The following is a 15,452-nucleotide window of genomic DNA, read 5'->3' as shown; positions in this document are numbered from 1 at the left end:
CGGGTCCGCGTCACGCGTGCTCGAATGGTCCGACCTCGCGGATCACCTTGCAGATCTGCAGGAAGCCGCTGGCGTAGAATTCGGCATGTCCCCGCTTCATCGTCTCGACATGTTCGGGATGGGTGCGCCAGGCTTCGAGCGCTTCCTCCGAGGCAAAGCGGAACACGGTGAGCTCCTCGCCGCCGTCGGCCTTGAACGACTTGACCGACACAAAGCCGGGAAGGCGGCTGACGATGTCGTACATGCGCGCGCCGAGCCGGTCGTGTTCGTCGACAGAGGCGCCGTTACGCAATTGCAGATCGCCAATGACAATCACTTCGCCAATCATATTTCTACACCTTAATCGATAGGATTCCTGCCGCTCGATCTGCTATTCGGTTTCGTGAGGGCTTTGTTACTTGGCACTCGAATTTGAATGGTCATTCCGCAAGCGGCCGTCTATCGTGCATCCATGTCACGCCTTTTATGTCTATCTGTCGCTATCGTCCTATCGCTGCTGCCGGCAGTCGCGCCGGCTGCTCCGATCCAAAAGCGTCCCAAGCAAGCCTGGCATGGTTACGGCTTCCTGCCGGGCTATCGCCAGCCGCTGAGCAACAGCATTCCCCTCTACAAGCAGAAGGAAGCGATGCGGCGGATATCGCCTAGCGACCGGCGCCATTGGTACATCGATCCAGTTCCCCAATATTACGGCTGGGATGGTGAGTGGCGCTATTTCGGCCGGCCCGGCTTCGGCGGCGGCCGCTACAATGGCGGCAGTTTTGGGCCGTGCTGGACGCGGACGCCGATCGGTGCGGTGTGGAATTGCGGGTGATCGCTGATCATCCGTCATTGCGAGCGTAGCGAACCAATCCAGAGTCTTTCCGCGGTGACAATCCGGATCGCTTCGCTGCGCTCGCAATGACGTTGAGGAGAGAGCGTTTTCCTCACGCGGCTCTCGTGCCCCCGACGTAGCGCAGCCTCTCTTCGATGGTGCGCTGCAGAGCCGGGGCCATGTGGCGACGGAAGCTGTGGCTCCTGGATCCCGGATCTGTGCTTCGCTTGTCCGGGACACGAGACGGAGCAGGCCGCATCCCCTTACGAGAAGAACGCGATCTTCTCGGCCTGGGTCATGCGGCGGATTGGCGCCATGGGATCGTTGGCGGCGGCGCGGGGCTTTTGCAGGATGCCGCTGGCGAGGATGGTGGCGCCAAGCGAAGCTTCCGGAACCGGCGACGTCATCGGGAGCGTCGTGGCCTGCGCCGCGCCGAATGTCGCGGATGCTGCCATGACGGGCGCCGGCTGCTCCATCACTTCGGCGGCGGCTTCCGCAATGGCGTTGGTGAGGCGCGCCAGCGATTCCATCGCGATCGGCGCTTCCTCTACGGGCTCCTCCACGACCGCTGCGGCGGCGACTGGCTCGGCTGCGGCCGGCTCAGGTGTGATCGGCTCCGGTATCTCGGCTGCGATGGGCGCTGCGGCCTCCGCAACCACCGGCTCCGGAATCGTCGCTTCCATCTCGACCGGTTCGATGATCTCGTCGAATTCGGGGTCGGGCGCGGCCATCTCCAGCGCGATGGCCTCGAGGATGGCTTCGTCCTCGGCTTCGGCGGCGGCATCGAGCGAAAATTCGTCCGTCACCTCCGCGAAAGCCTCAGTGGCCGGCTCTTCAAAAGCGATGTCTTCAGGCGCGATCCGGCTCTCGGCGATGGTCTCCGGCTCGAGCGCGGCGTCCGTCGCCTGCTCGGCAACGGAGAAGGCCTCGGAGACGATTCCGGCCGCGTCCGTGGCGGCTTCGGGCTCGATCGCCTCTGCGATGTCCTGCGGCGCCTCCGTAAAAGCCACGGGTGCTTCGCTGGCCATCGCCGCAGGCGCGGCCTCCGCCAGCGGAGCTTCCGCAGCGGACGACGGTGTCTCCTGCACCGGAGCCGGCGAGGGGCGCGCGGCCTGCGGTGTTGCGTCAGCGTCGGTTTGGTCGATCCGGTCCTTGAGCAGATCGAATGCGGCCTTGAGGTCGGAGCGAGGGTCGATGGTCGAAACCTGCGCGCAGGCCGCCTCGATCGAGGCGAGCTGCGAATCAATCAGGTCGCAGATTCGGCCGTCGGCACCGATCTCGCGCCAGCGCCAGGAGATCTCCTTGATGATGCGCAGGCCGCGCGGGATCGGTGCGAGGCTCGCCTCGATCGCAGCAGGATCGAACGCCGCGATTGCGATCGTCTCGGCTTCACGAATCGCGTGCCGGATGGCGACCAAGGCTTCGGGGAGGCGGTCCTCGACGACGGGTTGGCGCTGTGCCGCAAGGGCTTCTTCGATTTTCGCGACCGCGTCGAGCACCATGCGGGTATCGGCATTGCGGTTGCGCTTGGCGTATTCGCCGAGGAACCAGCGGCCGCGCGCGGTCTCCATGAAGGCTTCGCGGATCGCGTCGTAATCCTGCTCGTTCGGCTCGGCCGCACGGGCAGACATAGGCGAGAGGGCGAATGCTTCGTTGGCCATGTCAATCTCGTCGCGCAAATCACCGCGCGTTACAGTAACGATCATCACGATATCGACCGAATCGCAATTGGTTTGATGGCAGGCGAATCACAAATCCCCATCGCAGCATCTCAGAAGCGGCGATTCGCCGTGAGCCTCGCGCTGTTCTACTCGGCCGTGTTCGCGGTGTCGGGAACGCATCTGCCGTTCTTTCCGGTCTGGCTGAAGGCGATCGGCATCGACGCGGCCTGGATCGGCCTCATCAACGCGCTGCCGGCGATCACACGCTTCACCACGCTGCCGCAGATCACCGCCTTTGCTGAAAAGAGACATGCGATTCGCGCCGGCATGATGATCTCCGTGCTGGCGACGGCGATCGGGTTCACGGCGGTCGGCTTGCAGCAGCAGCCGCTGGCGCTGTTCCTGATCTATGCGCTGACCTGCATGATGTGGACGCCGACCATGCCGCTGACCGACGCCTATGCGCTGCGTGGCGTCGCCCGCTACCGGCTCGATTACGGGCCGGTGCGGCTGTGGGGTTCGGCAGCCTTCGCGGCCGGCTCGCTCGCCTGCGGCTATCTCGTAGACCACATCGCGGCGCGCGATCTGATCTGGGTCATCGTCGCCTGGGCCGTGGTTGCGGTCGCCGCCGGCATGCTGCTGCAGCCGCTTGACGATGTCAGGCGACGGACGACGGCGGTGCACGCCAGCAAGGCGCTGCTGCGCGATGCCGGCTTCAGGGCCATCATCGTTTCGGCCGCGCTGATCCAGGGCAGTCACGTCGCGTACTATACGTTCTCGGCCATCAACTGGCAGGCCCACGGTCTCGGCGGGCTGACGATCGCGGGCCTCTGGACGTTAGGGGTGATCGCGGAGATCGTCGTGTTCGCGCTGTCGCCGCGCTTCTCGCTGCACCCGTCTTCGCTCATGGCGATCGGGGGCGCGAGCGCGGTCGTGCGCTGGGTCGTCACCGCGTACGACCCGCCGCTCGCGCTGCTCGCGGTCGTGCAGCTCGGCCACGGCCTCACCTTCGGGATGACCATTCTCGGCACGATGAGTCTGCTGGTGCAGCGCGTGCCGTCGCATCAAATCGCGCGGGGGCAGGGCTATTACGCCGCGTGCAACGGGCTGCTGGGTGCGACCACCTCGATCGCGTCGGGCGCGATCTACGCCCGCATCGGCGACGGCCTGTATTACGTCATGGCCGCGATGGCCGGTGTCGGTGCGCTTGTGATCTGGTCGGCGCGGCACCGGCTGAAAGCTCATCCCCAGAGCGACGAGTCCGGCGGGTAGACCAGGCTGTCATCATAACGCAGGCCATGATCGCGGTCGCGCGTCAGCAGCAGCGGGCCGTCGAGATCGACGAAGCGCGCCTGCGGCGTCACCAGCATCGCAGGCGCCATCGACAGCGAGGTCGCGACCATGCAGCCGATCATGATCTCGAAGCCGAGCGCTTGCGCGGCGTCCGCCATGGCCAGCGCCTCGGTCAGGCCGCCGGTCTTGTCGAGCTTGATGTTCACGGCGTCGTAGCGCTCTCGGAGTGACGCCAGCGAAGTGCGGTCGTGCACGCTCTCGTCGGCGCAAACCACCAGCGGCCGCTTGATCCGCGCCAGCGCGTCGTCTTGGCCCGCGGGCAGCGGCTGCTCGACCAAGGTGACGCCGACGGCCTCGCAGGCCGCAAGATTCTGCTCCAGATTGGCTTCGGTCCAGGCTTCGTTGGCATCCACGATCAGCTCGGATTCGGGCGCCGCCTCGCGCACCGCCGTGATCCGCTCCGGATCGCCGTCGCCGCCGAGCTTGATCTTGAGCAGCGGCCGGTGCGCCGCCTTGGCGGTCGCCGCCGCCATGGCCTCGGGCGTGTCCAGCGAGATCGTGTAGGCCGTGGTGCGCTCGCCCGGCGCCGGGCGGTCGAGCAGGCTCCAGGCCCGCAATCCGGCCGCCTTGGCTTCCAGATCGATCAGGGCACAATCCAGGGCATTGCGGGCCGCCCCGGGCGGCATGGCGGCTTGCAGGGCCTGACGGGTGAGACCGCGGGCCACGGCGTCCTGCATGGCCTGGATGGCGGCAAGGGTCGCCTCCGGCGTCTCGCCATAGCGGGGATAGGGCACGCATTCGCCGCGGCCGGTCAGGCCCTTCCGGCGGACCTCGGCCACAACGGTGACGGCCTCGGTCTTGGCGCCCCGGCTGATGGTGAAACTGCCTGCGATGGGAAAGCGCTCGATTCGCGCGGCGAGGGCAGGAACTTTGCTGGAAGTCATTTTGAACTCTGGCGAAATCTGAACCTGCTGGTTACCTCTAGCAACTAAGGTTAACCAGTTGGGGATACCTTCTCCGGGTAAGGGCGCGTGCGCAACCATCTGATTTCAACCGTTTCTCGCGCCCCGGCACGGGAGCGGACATCTTGAACGGCGATCCGAAGCTGGAACGGATTGCGAAGGGCAATGCGCTGGCACTCTGCGCCACCGGAACCTGGACCGCGAGCTTCGCGCCGGTCCTGGAGCGGATGGTGGCTGACGCCGAGAAGCTCGCCGGCGGCCCACAAAGCATCTTCATCGACGTGTCCGAGGTCTCCAAGCTCGACACCTTTGGTGCCTGGCTGATCGAGCGGCTGCGCCGCAGCCTGACGCAGGGCGCCGTCGAGGCGCAGATCGCCGGCCTCTCCGCCAATTATTCGAGCCTCGTGGACGAGGTGCGGCGGGTCAGGGCAACGCCCGTCATCGACACCAGCACGATCACCATCACCGGCATGCTGGAGCAGATCGGCCAGACCGTGGCCGGCGTTGCCGGCACCGTGGCAGGCCTGATCGACATGCTCGGCGCGGTGCTCGCAGCGGGCGCGCGTACCCTGATTCATCCGCGCTCGTTCCGCCTGACCTCGACCGTGCATCATCTCGAGCAGGTCTGCTGGCGCGCGGTGCCGATCGTGGTGCTGATCACCTTCCTGATCGGCTGCATCATTGCCCAGCAGGGCATCTTCCATTTCCGCAGGTTCGGCGCCGACATCTTCGTCGTCGACATGCTCGGCGTACTGGTGTTGCGCGAGATCGGCGTGCTGCTGGTCGCGATCATGGTCGCCGGCCGCTCGGGCAGCGCCTATACGGCCGAGCTCGGCTCGATGAAGATGCGCGAGGAGATCGACGCGCTGCGCACCATGGGCTTCGATCCGATCGAGGTGCTGGTGCTGCCGCGCATGCTGGCGCTGGTGCTGGCGCTGCCGATCCTGGCCTTCCTCGGCGCGATGGCCGCACTCTATGGCGGCGGTCTTGTCGCCTGGCTCTACGGCGGCGTCGATCCCGAAGCCTTCCTGCTGCGCCTGCGCGACGCCATCTCGATCGACCATTTCATCGTCGGCATCGTCAAGGCGCCGGTGATGGCTGCGGTGATCGGCATCGTCGCCTGCGTCGAGGGCCTCGCCGTGCAGGGCAGTGCGGAATCGCTCGGCCAGCACACGACGGCCTCGGTGGTGAAGGGCATCTTCTTCGTCATCGTCATGGACGGCGTGTTCGCCATCTTCTTCGCCTCGATCGGGATGTGACGATGGCAGGCGAGATCCAGAACCCCATCATCCGCGTCCGCGACATCACCGTGCAGTTCGGCGCGACGCGCGTGCTCGACGGGCTCGACCTCGACGTCAAGCGCGGCGAGATTTTAGGCTTCGTCGGCCCTTCCGGCGCGGGCAAGTCCGTGCTGACACGCACGATCATCGGCCTCGTGCCGAAGGTCGCAGGGAGCATCGAGGTGTTCGGCGTTGATCTGGATGCCTCCAATACGTCGCAGCGGCGCGCCGTGGAGCGGCGCTGGGGCGTGCTGTTCCAGCAGGGCGCGCTGTTCTCCTCGCTCACGGTGCGGCAGAACATCCAGTTTCCGATGCGCGAATATCTGCGGGTGTCGCAGCGGCTGATGGACGAGATCACCATCGCCAAGCTCACCATGGTCGGTCTCAAGCCCGAGGTCGCGGATCGCTTTCCGTCGGAACTGTCGGGCGGCATGATCAAGCGCGTGGCGCTGGCGCGCGCGCTGTCGCTCGATCCGGATCTCGTCTTCCTGGACGAGCCGACCTCGGGCCTGGACCCGATCGGCGCCGGCGACTTCGACGAGCTGGTCAGGACGCTGCAGCGTACTTTGGGGCTGACCGTTTTCATGGTAACCCACGACCTCGATAGCCTTTACACAGCATGTGACCGCATCGCCGTTTTAGGCAACGGTAAGATCATTGCGGCAGGGTCGATCGCCGACATGCAGGCCTCGCAGCATCCCTGGCTGAGGCAATATTTCCATGGCAAGCGCGCTCGCGCGGTGATGGGCTGAGGTGCCGGAGTAGCTGATGGAAACGCGCGCAAATTACGTGCTGATCGGGTCGTTTACGCTGGCGGTGATCGCCGCCGCGATCGGCTTCGTGCTGTGGTTTCAGTCGCTGCACACCACCAAGCAGCGCAGCCCCCTGCGCGTCGTGTTCGAGGGCCCGGCCGCGGGCCTGCGCAACGGCGGCAGCGTCAATTTCAACGGTATCCGGGTGGGCGAGGTGGTCTCGGTGAAGCTCGACAACCCGCGGCGGGTTGTCGCACTTGCTATGGTCGAGAACAATGCCCCGATCCGCAAGGACACCCTGGTCGGCCTCGAATTCCAGGGCCTGACCGGCGTCGCCGCGATCTCGCTCAAGGGCGGCGAAGAGGCGGCGCCGTCACCGCCGCTCGACGAGGACGGCATTCCGACGCTGACGGCCGATCCCAACAAGCTCCAGGACGTCACCGAGGCGATCCGCGGCACGCTGCAGAACATCAACAAGATCGTCGCCGACAATCAGGAGTCGGTGAAGAACTCGCTGAAGAACCTCGAGACCTTCACCAACTCGCTCGCCCGCAACTCCGAGAAGATCGACGGCGTGATGGCCAAGGTCGACGGCGTGATGCTCAAGGCCGATAGCCTCATGCTCGGCCTCAACACGCTCGCCGGCGGCAAGGACGGCGGCGAGCTGTTCCAGGCGGTGAAGTCGATCCGCGAACTGGCCGACGATTTCGACAAACGCTCCGGCGCATTGATGACCGACGGCCGCCGCACGCTCGGCGACATCAGCCGCGCCGTCAACAATTTCGACCGCAACCCGACCCGCGTCCTGTTCGGCGCCAGCAACAACGCGCCGCCAGCCGCTCCGCCGCCGCCGCCCGAGCCGCCGAAACCCGCCGTGCCGGAGCGCAGGCGGTAGTAGGCGCGTTGCACTCGACCCTCTCCTTCGTCATTGCGAGCGAAGCGAAGCAATCCAGACTGCCTCGCAGAAGCAGTCTGGATTGCTTCGTCGCAAGAGCTCCTCGCAATGACGAGTTTGTAGAGGCGCAACGACGTTCCCAAAACAAAACGGAGGCCGTGAGGCCTCCGTTTTCATTCGTCATCCGTCTTGGCGACTGACCGCTTACCCCAGCCGGCCTGCTGCGTGAGCGAGCAGCGTGTACACCAGGCCCGTCTCCGAGGTCAGGTGGTTGCGCAGCTCCTGCGGGCCGCGGCCGTCGCGGGCGACTTCGTCGAGCAGGCGTTCGAACTCGGCGACATAGCGGTCGACCGTGGCCTTGAAGTTGCGGTCGGATCGATACTTGCGGGCGACCTCGTCAAAGGCCTTCTGGCCGGCGGGCGTGTAGAGGCGCTTGGTGAAGGCCTTGTTCTCGCCGCGCTGGTAGCGGTCCCACATCTCGGAGGCGAGGTTGCGGTCCATCAGCCGGCCGATGTCGAGCGACAAGGATTCCAGCGGATTGCCGCCACCTTGCGGAGCCTGCGGCTGCGGAGCCGGTGCAGCCTGGCGGCCGCGCTGGGGCTCACGTCCGCTGGGCGCGCCCTGGTTGGCGTCCGTGCGGCTCAGCAGGTCGGACAGCCAGCCGTCACGGCCCTGGTCGTTGCCGGCCGGCGCCACCGGCGGGGCTTCGGTGCGGCGCGAGGAGGCCGGCATGCCGAGGTCCGGCGGCGGCAGCGTCGAGGCGCTGGCGCTCTCGCGCATGCGCGTCTCGGTGCTGCGCGCGCCGACGGCCGCCAGCATCGGCTCTTCCTGGCGTTGCACGCTGGCGCGGCCCGTCGTGGAGACGTCGAGGCCGCGGCCGTGCTGGGCCACGATGCGGTTGAGCTCGGCGAGGGCCTCGATCTGGTCGACGATCACCTTGCGCATCTGCGCAGTGCTCTCGGCGGCCTCCTGCGGCATCTCGAGCACGCCGCGGCGCAGCTCGTTTCGGGTGGCTTCGAGCTCGTTGTGCATCTCGAAGGCCATCTGCTTCATGCTGGAGACGAGATTGGTGAACTTCTCGGTCGACTGCTTGAACATCGCATCCGCCTCGTCGGTGGTCTGGCGGTAGATGTCGTGCATGGCCTCGACGGTCTGCCGGTGCTCCTCTTCGGAGGCCGACCGCACCGCCTCGAACTGGCGGGTGATTGCGGCGGAACCGGCGCCGGCGGTCTCCGCGACGACGCGGGCGATGTCGCGGGCACGCTCTTCGGCAGCCGCCAGCGATTCATCGAGCAGGCCGGTGAAGCGCGACAGGCGCTGGTCGAGATCGGCCGTGCGCAGGTCAATCGTGGTGACGAGCGATTCCAGCGCCTCCTTGCGTTCGGCGAGCGAGGCGGTGGTGTTCTTGTTGCTCTGTTCCACCACCTGCGCGGCCTCGACGAGTGCCTTGCCGTGCGCGTCGAACTGGGTCGACAGCTCGCCGAGATCCTGGAGCGCCCGGGTGGTCTTGCTGTTGAAGACGTTGAGCTGGTCTTCCAGGTTCTGCGTCGCAGCGCCGTTGCGCGAGGTGACGTCGTTCATCGCCGAGACGAAGTCGGCGACGCGCGTCACCAGCGCCCGTTCGAGCGAGTTGAGGTTGTCGTGCGCACCGGTCAGCACCTCCTGGAGCAGGATGTTGCCTTCGCGCAGGCGCTCGAACAGGGCGACCGTGTCCGTGCGCAGGATCTTGCTGGTCTCCTGCATCTCGGTGACGGCCGCGACCGAGACCTGGCGCGACTGGTCGATTGCCGCGCGGGAGGCCTGCTCGAGGTCCTTGAGCGACTTGTTGACGGCACCCGTCGCCATCTCGCTCGCCGAGTTGATGGTCCGCGCCACCTCGGAGCCGTTGCCCATCATGGTCTGCGAGAACGCATGTCCGCGCTTCTCGATCGACTTCAGCGCGTCGGATGTGACGCGGTCGATGTCGAGCGTGAGCTGGCTGGTCTTGGAGCCGATCGCGTCCACGAGCGAGCCGCGCTTGGCGTCGATCATGTTGGCGAGACGGTCGGACTGCTGCTGCACGTAGGTGACGATCTCGTCGGTCTTGCCGGTCATGGCCTGGCCGAAGCTGCTGCTGGCGGCGAGCACCGAGCGCTCGACGTCGGCCGAACTCGACTTGACCCGCGAGCTCGCCTCGTTGGAGGCGTTGATCAACGCGTTCTGGGCGTTGAGCGCGCTGGTCTGGATGTCGTTGGTCGCGTTCGCGGTGGCCGTGCTCAGCGTACGCTCGATCTCGCTCGAGATCGTGCGGATCTGGCTTGCGGCATCCGCCGAGGTCGAGGTCAGCGAGGTCTGCGCCTCACGCGCGCTGTTGAGGATGGTCGAGGCGGTGTCGGCGCCGACCGAGCTCAGCGTGCGCTCGATGTCTATGGTCAGCGACTTGATCTGGCTCGCAGCGTCCGTCGAGGCAGAGATCAGCGTGCCCTGGGCCTCGCGTACGCCGCTGGTGAGCGCCTCGATGGTGGCGCCGCCGGCGGTCGCCAGCGCGCGCTGCATCTCGGCCGCCAGCGAACGAACCTGGCCGGTCTGTTCGGCGGAGACCGCCAGCAGGGTGCTCTGGGCATCGCGGGCGCTGGTCGTGATCGTCTCGGCGGTCGACTGGCCGACCTGCGAGAGCGAGCGATGCACTTCGGCGGCGAGAGACTTGACCTGGCTCGCCGCATCCGAGGACGCGTTGACGAGCGTGCTCTGGGCTTCGCGCGCGCCGGTCATGATGGTCTCTGCCGTCGCGGTTCCCGCCATCGAGAGCGAGCGCTGCACGTCCGAGGACAGCGCCTTGATCTGGTTGGCGGTCTCGCTCGAGGCCGCGATCAGCGCGCTCTGCGCATCGCGGGCGCCGGCCGTGATCGATTCCGCCGTTGTGGTGCCGGCCATCGACAGCGAGCGCTGCACGTCGGCGGTGAGGGTCTTGACGTGGTTGGCGGCGTCCGAGGACGCCGTGACGAGCGTGGTCTGTACCTCGCGGGCACCGGCCAGGATCGAGGCGGCGGTCGCCGAGCCTGCTGACGATAGCGTGCGTTCGACGTCGGCGGTGAGAGTCTTGACGTGGTTGGCCGCATCCGAGGACGCCGTCACGAGCGTGGTCTGCACCTCGCGGGCACCGGCCAGGATCGAGGCGGCGGTCGCCGAGCCTGCCGACGACAGCGTGCGTTCGACGTCGGCCGCGAGCCCCTTGATCTGGTTGGAGGCATCGCCCGACGCGGCGACCAGCGTCGACTGGGCTTCGCGGGCGCTGGTCAGGATCGAGTTCGCGGCACCGGTGCCGACGGCGGTCAGCGCGCGCTCGACCTCGGCGGAGGTCATCTTGAGCTGGGCGTTGACGTCGGAGGAGACCGTCATCAGCGACTGCTGCGCGGTGCGCGCACCGGTCTGGATGGTCTCGCTGGTGTTGACCACGAGGTTGGTGAGCGAGCGCTCGGCGTCCTCGACATGCGAGCGAATCGCGGTCGAGATCATCTCGGCGCGGGACATCATGTCCTCGCTGGCCTGGCGTCCGCTGCTCTCGATGCGGCCGGCGACGGCCTCGACGCGCGAGCCGAGCAGGTCCTCGAATTGCGCCACGCGCACGTCGATGTCGCTGGCGACCGAGCCGACCTTGGTCTCGATGGCCTGCTGGATGTCCTGGAAGCGCGCCGTGACTGTGTCGGTCAGGTGCATGCTGCGGCCGTCAATGATCTCGGCGACGCCGGTGATGCGGCGGTCGACCGCCTCGATCGCCTGCGCGGTGCCGTCCGTGAGCGTCGAGGTCAGGAGGGTGAGGCGGGTGTCGATCGACTGCACGGCCTGCGAGGCGCCGTTCGTCACCGCGGTGGTCAGGTAGGTGAGGCGCGTGTCGATGGATTCGAGCGCCTGCGACGCGCCGCCGGTGAGGGTGGTCGTCAGATGCGTGAGGCGCGTGTCGATCCTCTGGATGGTCTGCGATGCGCCATCCGTCAGCGAGCTCGCGAGATGGTTGAGGCGGTTGTCGATCGTCTCGACCGCCTGCGATGCGCCATCGGTCAGCGACGTCGTGAGGTGGGTGAGGCGGGAGTCGATCGACTGGATCGCCTGCGCGGCACCGTCGGTCAGCGACTCGGCGAGGGTGTTGAGCCGTCCGTCGATGGTCTCGGTAACCGACTTCGCACGGGTATCGAACGACTGTTCGAGCGCGGCGACGCGGCCGACGAGCTGCTCGTCGAAGGTCTTGATGTGACCGTCGATCGTGGAGTCGAGGCTGGAGATCTTGCCGTTCAGCGAGGCATCGAGATTGCTGACACGTTCGCCGATCGTGGTCTCGAATTGCACCAGGCGCTGGTCGAGCACGGCCGTGATCGCGCCGCCGTTGGCGGTGAAGCGGGTGTCGAAATTATCGACATAGGTCTTCAGCGACTCATGGATGTCCTGGGTGCGCTGGCCCATCCGATCGACGATCTCGCCGCCGAAGGTTTTCACGGTGCGGTCGAACTCGGAGATGTGGCGGGTGATCAGCGCGCCCAGCGTGCCGGAGTCGCGGGCGAATTTCTCGACCAGCTCGGTGCCCTGGTTCTTCACCAGCTCGTCGAAGGCGCTCATCTGGAGCGACAGCGAGTCGTGCGCGGTCTCGGTCTGGCTGACGACCTTGGCGACCAGCGTGTTGACGGTGGCGTCGAGCGCTTCGCTCGCCTTGTCGCCGGAGGTCATGATCTGGCCGGCGAGGCGGTTGCCGGCGTCGTCGATCTTGGCGGAGAGGTCGTTGGAGCGCAGCTCGAGCTCGAGCAGCAGCGAGTCCGAAGAATTCTTCAGGCTGTCGTGCACCTGCTCCGTGCGCTCGGAGATGCCGTCGACAATCGCGGCGGAGCGCTGCTCGAACTCGCCCGTGATGCGGTCGATGCGCTCGTTCAGCATCTCGTGGACGCGGTCGGCGAGGTCGACGAATTCGTCGTGAACGTGGCCGGTCTTGAAATTGAGGCTGGTGGTCAGCCGCTCGCTGGCGTCGAGCACGGCGCGCGTGGTCTCGTTGCTGGCCTCCTCGAGGCGGTCGAGCAGGTCGCCGCCGCGCTCGCCGAGCGCGAGGATCATGTTGTCGCCGGCGTTGCTGAGCGCACCGGTGATGTGGGCGCCGCGCTCTTCGAGCGCGCCGGTGATGGACTTGGCGACCTCGTCGACGCGCGAGGCAATCGCGTCCGAGATCAGGGCGATGTCATGGCGCAAATCGATCTGCACGCCGGAGATGGCGCTGCGGACCTGCTCGGCCTGGCCGACCAGATTGTCGCGCTGATGCGCGATGTCCTGAAGCAGGGCGCGGATGCGAACTTCGTTGTCGGAATAGGCGCGTTCGAGCGCCGCGACCTCGTTGGCGACCAACGTCTCGAGCTCGCCGGCGCGCGCGATGGCGCGCTCGATGCCGTCGCCCATCGCCGCAACCTCGCGGCGGATGGCCTGGCCGACGGTCACCATGGAATCCGAAGCCGAGCCTTCCGGCTCGGAGAAGCGGATCGCAACCTGGGCCATAGCCTGCGCGACCGAGCTCATTTGCTGGCCGCGCCAGACGAGGCTCGCCAGGAAGAAGAACAGCATGATCGGCGCGAAGAACATCGTGACGAGGCCGGCAATGGCCAACACGCCGCCGCTCTGGCCCATCGCGGCCTGGATCGATGGCAGGAAGCCGACCGTCAGCGCGGCGCAGGCGGCCAGCCAGATGACGGTGAAGATTGTCGCGCCGGTGTAGATGTTGCGGGTCGGGCGTCCCGTCTGCAACGTCTGCAAGAGCTGGCCGATGGTCGCGCGGTCGTCATTGGCGGCGCGACGCGGGGAGCGCGGCTCCTCGATCTGGTCAAACATCGCGCGTTCGTTCGCGGCGGGGCGCGCGTCGAAGCTCGGTTCGTCGAACATCGGGGGAGCCGGTGGCGCGACGGGGGGCGACGCTTCGCTGCGCATCGAGGCGTTGCGGCTGGTGTCCGCGGCCGTGTCGCTGATGTTCAGGGCTTCCTGGATTGCAGAAAGCGCATCTTCCGTGGGGTCTTTGACCTTTTTCGGAGTGTTTGCCATGTTCAGTCCGAGCCCTCGTTACTTGTACGCGTCCCCCCGCGAGCTCTGCGCGCTACGCAAGCCCACAGTCCGGATCATGCCGCTTACGCGGATCTCCGAGCCATCCCCACCCGGACGGCTTGTCCGCCAATTTCTCCAACATCCTATTGGCAGAGCGTCGCGAATGAAATGCCCGCGATTAAGACATTCTTAATCATCGTTAACAGGATCGTGCCGTAAGACCTTAGCAATAAATGGAATTCTCCACGGAACTCGCCGGATTGCGGCAACTTTTCGTCAATAAACGGGCAGATTTGCGCAAAACGGCCGGAACATTTCGTTAACCATTCCGTGCTTGGGTGGAGGGAACTTGACCGCCGGACCGGCGGACATCGCGCGATGCCGGGGCCTGCGCCATGCCTGAACTGCAACGGATGGACTGGATGCCCTCGCCCCCGCTTGCACCCATCGACAGCCCGCTCGACCTCGATCATCTCTCCCGCATGACGCTCGGCGATTCCGAGCTGAAACAGGAAGTGCTGGCGATGTTTGCCGAGCAGGCGGTGCGCCTGATCGCGGCGATGGCAGCGCTCCCGGCCGAAGCCGGCGCGCTCGCCCACAAGCTCAAGGGATCGGCGCGCGGGATCGGCGCCTTTGCGGTGGCGGACGCCGCAGCCAGCCTGGAGACCGCGATCCAGACCGGGCAGGGCCGGCCTCACGCCTTCGCCGCGCTGAAAGAGGCGGTGACCGAGGCGCGCGCCGCCATCGAGGCGATCCTCAACCCTTAGGCGATAACACCAGACCTGTAGTCTAGTCTTTTGTTTTGACGGGTCTTCTTCCCGCGAAGCGGTATTCGCGACTTCATCAAAACGCTATGGCGCCGGGCTGACCGACCCGTTATAGGACAGCCCGGACCCTCCTTCATTCCCTAGATCGCGGCAGCACGAGCACACATGGCGAAAATCCACTTTGTCGATCACAAGGGCGAAACCCGTACGGTGGACGTCGAGAACGGCGCGACTGTGATGGAAGCCGCCATCCGCAACAGCATTCCCGGCATCGAGGCCGAATGCGGCGGCGCCTGCGCCTGCGCCACCTGCCATGTCTATGTCGACGAAGCGTGGCGCGAGAAGGTCGGCAGCCCGACGCCGATGGAAGAGGACATGCTCGACTTCGGCTTCGACGTGCGCCCGAACTCGCGCCTGTCCTGCCAGATCAAGGTCTCCGACGAGCTCGACGGCCTGGTGGTGGCGACGCCGGAACGCCAAGCCTAACTCTGTTAGCTATCATGTGCTCGGCGGCGCGACCTGGATGCCGCGCTTGTGCCAGGGGCTGAGCTTCTCAAGCACTTCCGCGATCAGTGGCGTCGGCCGGCGCGACGCTTCGTCGATCATCACGGCGACCGATGTCGCCGATGCAATGCACTTCCCTTCCGAAAACACCACCTGCTCGAACGTCACCGACGTTCGTCCCAGCTTCACGACGCCGAGACCGAGCTCGATCGTGTTCGGCCAATGCAGCTCCGCGCGAAAATGGATGTCGAGCCGCACCATGATCCAGGCAAGTCCGGGCGGCGTCAGGCCGTATTCCGGGAGCTTCATCAGCGTGACACGGCCGGTCTCGAAATAGGTGGCGTAGACCGCGTTGTTGACGTGCTGGTTAGGGTCGAGATCGCCGAAGCGGACATTGTCGCTGAGGCGAAAAGGGTAGTCCTCCAGGCGCGGCGTCGTATCGAGGCGACTTGGTGCGTTCACCGATTGATCTCCGTCATATC

12 protein-coding genes are annotated in these 15,452 nt (G+C 66.2%); 7 read left to right on the top strand and 5 right to left on the bottom strand.

From position 1 onward, the window contains the following. Positions 1–10 precede the first annotated feature (10 nt). Positions 11–328 carry an antibiotic biosynthesis monooxygenase family protein gene (locus tag IVB19_RS24625; RefSeq protein ID WP_247361730.1) on the bottom strand — a complete coding sequence of 106 codons (318 nt, stop codon included), beginning with the start codon at positions 326–328 and terminating at the stop codon, positions 11–13. A gap of 87 nt (positions 329–415) precedes the next feature. On the opposite strand from IVB19_RS24625, the gene IVB19_RS24620 reads away from it, so the two are divergent. Further along, positions 416–811 (top strand): hypothetical protein, encoded by a 396-nt coding sequence (locus tag IVB19_RS24620; protein WP_247361734.1) that lies wholly within the window; start codon positions 416–418, stop codon positions 809–811. A gap of 263 nt (positions 812–1,074) precedes the next feature. Here the strand turns inward: IVB19_RS24620 and IVB19_RS24615 are convergent, their stop codons facing one another. Next, positions 1,075–2,472, bottom strand: coding sequence for a hypothetical protein (locus tag IVB19_RS24615; RefSeq protein ID WP_247819910.1), 1,398 nt, complete (start codon positions 2,470–2,472; stop codon positions 1,075–1,077). Positions 2,473–2,547: 75 nt separating this feature from the next. Here IVB19_RS24615 and IVB19_RS24610 point away from each other — a divergent pair, with 75 nt between their 5' ends. Beyond that, on the top strand, positions 2,548–3,744 hold the full coding sequence (locus tag IVB19_RS24610; protein ID WP_247361739.1) for an MFS transporter: 1,197 nt from the start codon (positions 2,548–2,550) through the stop codon (positions 3,742–3,744). On the opposite strand, the gene dgcA is transcribed toward IVB19_RS24610, so the two are convergent. Then, entirely contained in the window at positions 3,714–4,709 is a 996-nt protein-coding gene (dgcA, locus tag IVB19_RS24605) for an N-acetyl-D-Glu racemase DgcA (RefSeq protein WP_247361742.1), read from the bottom strand. The two genes, IVB19_RS24610 and dgcA, sit on opposite strands and share 31 nt — an antisense overlap. 143 nt (positions 4,710–4,852) lie before the next feature. Between dgcA and IVB19_RS24600 the strand changes: the two genes are divergently transcribed. The 3 genes from IVB19_RS24600 to IVB19_RS24590 are packed head-to-tail and all read left to right on the top strand — an operon-like array spanning position 4,853 to position 7,654. Next, positions 4,853–5,986, top strand: coding sequence for an MlaE family ABC transporter permease (locus tag IVB19_RS24600; protein ID WP_085394489.1), 1,134 nt, complete (start codon positions 4,853–4,855; stop codon positions 5,984–5,986). A gap of 2 nt (positions 5,987–5,988) precedes the next feature. Next, positions 5,989–6,759, top strand: coding sequence for an ABC transporter ATP-binding protein (locus IVB19_RS24595; protein WP_247819909.1), 771 nt, complete (start codon positions 5,989–5,991; stop codon positions 6,757–6,759). A 16-nt stretch (positions 6,760–6,775) separates the two neighbouring features. After that, positions 6,776–7,654, top strand: coding sequence for an MlaD family protein (locus tag IVB19_RS24590; RefSeq protein WP_247362629.1), 879 nt, complete (start codon positions 6,776–6,778; stop codon positions 7,652–7,654). 204 nt (positions 7,655–7,858) lie between these two features. Here IVB19_RS24590 and IVB19_RS24585 read toward each other — a convergent pair whose 3' ends face one another. After that, positions 7,859–13,699 (bottom strand): apolipoprotein A-IV repeat region-like domain-containing protein, encoded by a 5,841-nt coding sequence (locus IVB19_RS24585; RefSeq protein ID WP_247819908.1) that lies wholly within the window; start codon positions 13,697–13,699, stop codon positions 7,859–7,861. A gap of 422 nt (positions 13,700–14,121) precedes the next feature. On the opposite strand from IVB19_RS24585, the gene IVB19_RS24580 reads away from it, so the two are divergent. Together IVB19_RS24580 and IVB19_RS24575 are read left to right on the top strand one after the other, a co-directional pair. Continuing rightward, the gene (locus tag IVB19_RS24580; protein ID WP_085383991.1) at positions 14,122–14,466 is read left to right on the top strand and encodes an Hpt domain-containing protein; all 345 of its coding nucleotides are present in this window, start codon (positions 14,122–14,124) and stop codon (positions 14,464–14,466) included. Positions 14,467–14,631: 165 nt separating this feature from the next. Continuing rightward, complete coding sequence (locus IVB19_RS24575; protein ID WP_045008721.1) at positions 14,632–14,952, top strand: 2Fe-2S iron-sulfur cluster-binding protein; 321 nt, start codon at positions 14,632–14,634, stop codon at positions 14,950–14,952. 12 nt (positions 14,953–14,964) lie between these two features. Here IVB19_RS24575 and IVB19_RS24570 read toward each other — a convergent pair whose 3' ends face one another. Then, entirely contained in the window at positions 14,965–15,432 is a 468-nt protein-coding gene (locus tag IVB19_RS24570) for an acyl-CoA thioesterase (protein WP_085357942.1), read from the bottom strand. Positions 15,433–15,452 lie beyond the last annotated feature (20 nt).

This window comes from Bradyrhizobium sp. 187, assembly GCF_023101005.1.
Lineage (GTDB): Bacteria > Pseudomonadota > Alphaproteobacteria > Rhizobiales > Xanthobacteraceae > Bradyrhizobium > Bradyrhizobium canariense_D.
The sequence above is the reverse complement of the archived record's forward strand: the minus strand, read 5'-3'. Positions and strand labels throughout refer to the sequence as shown.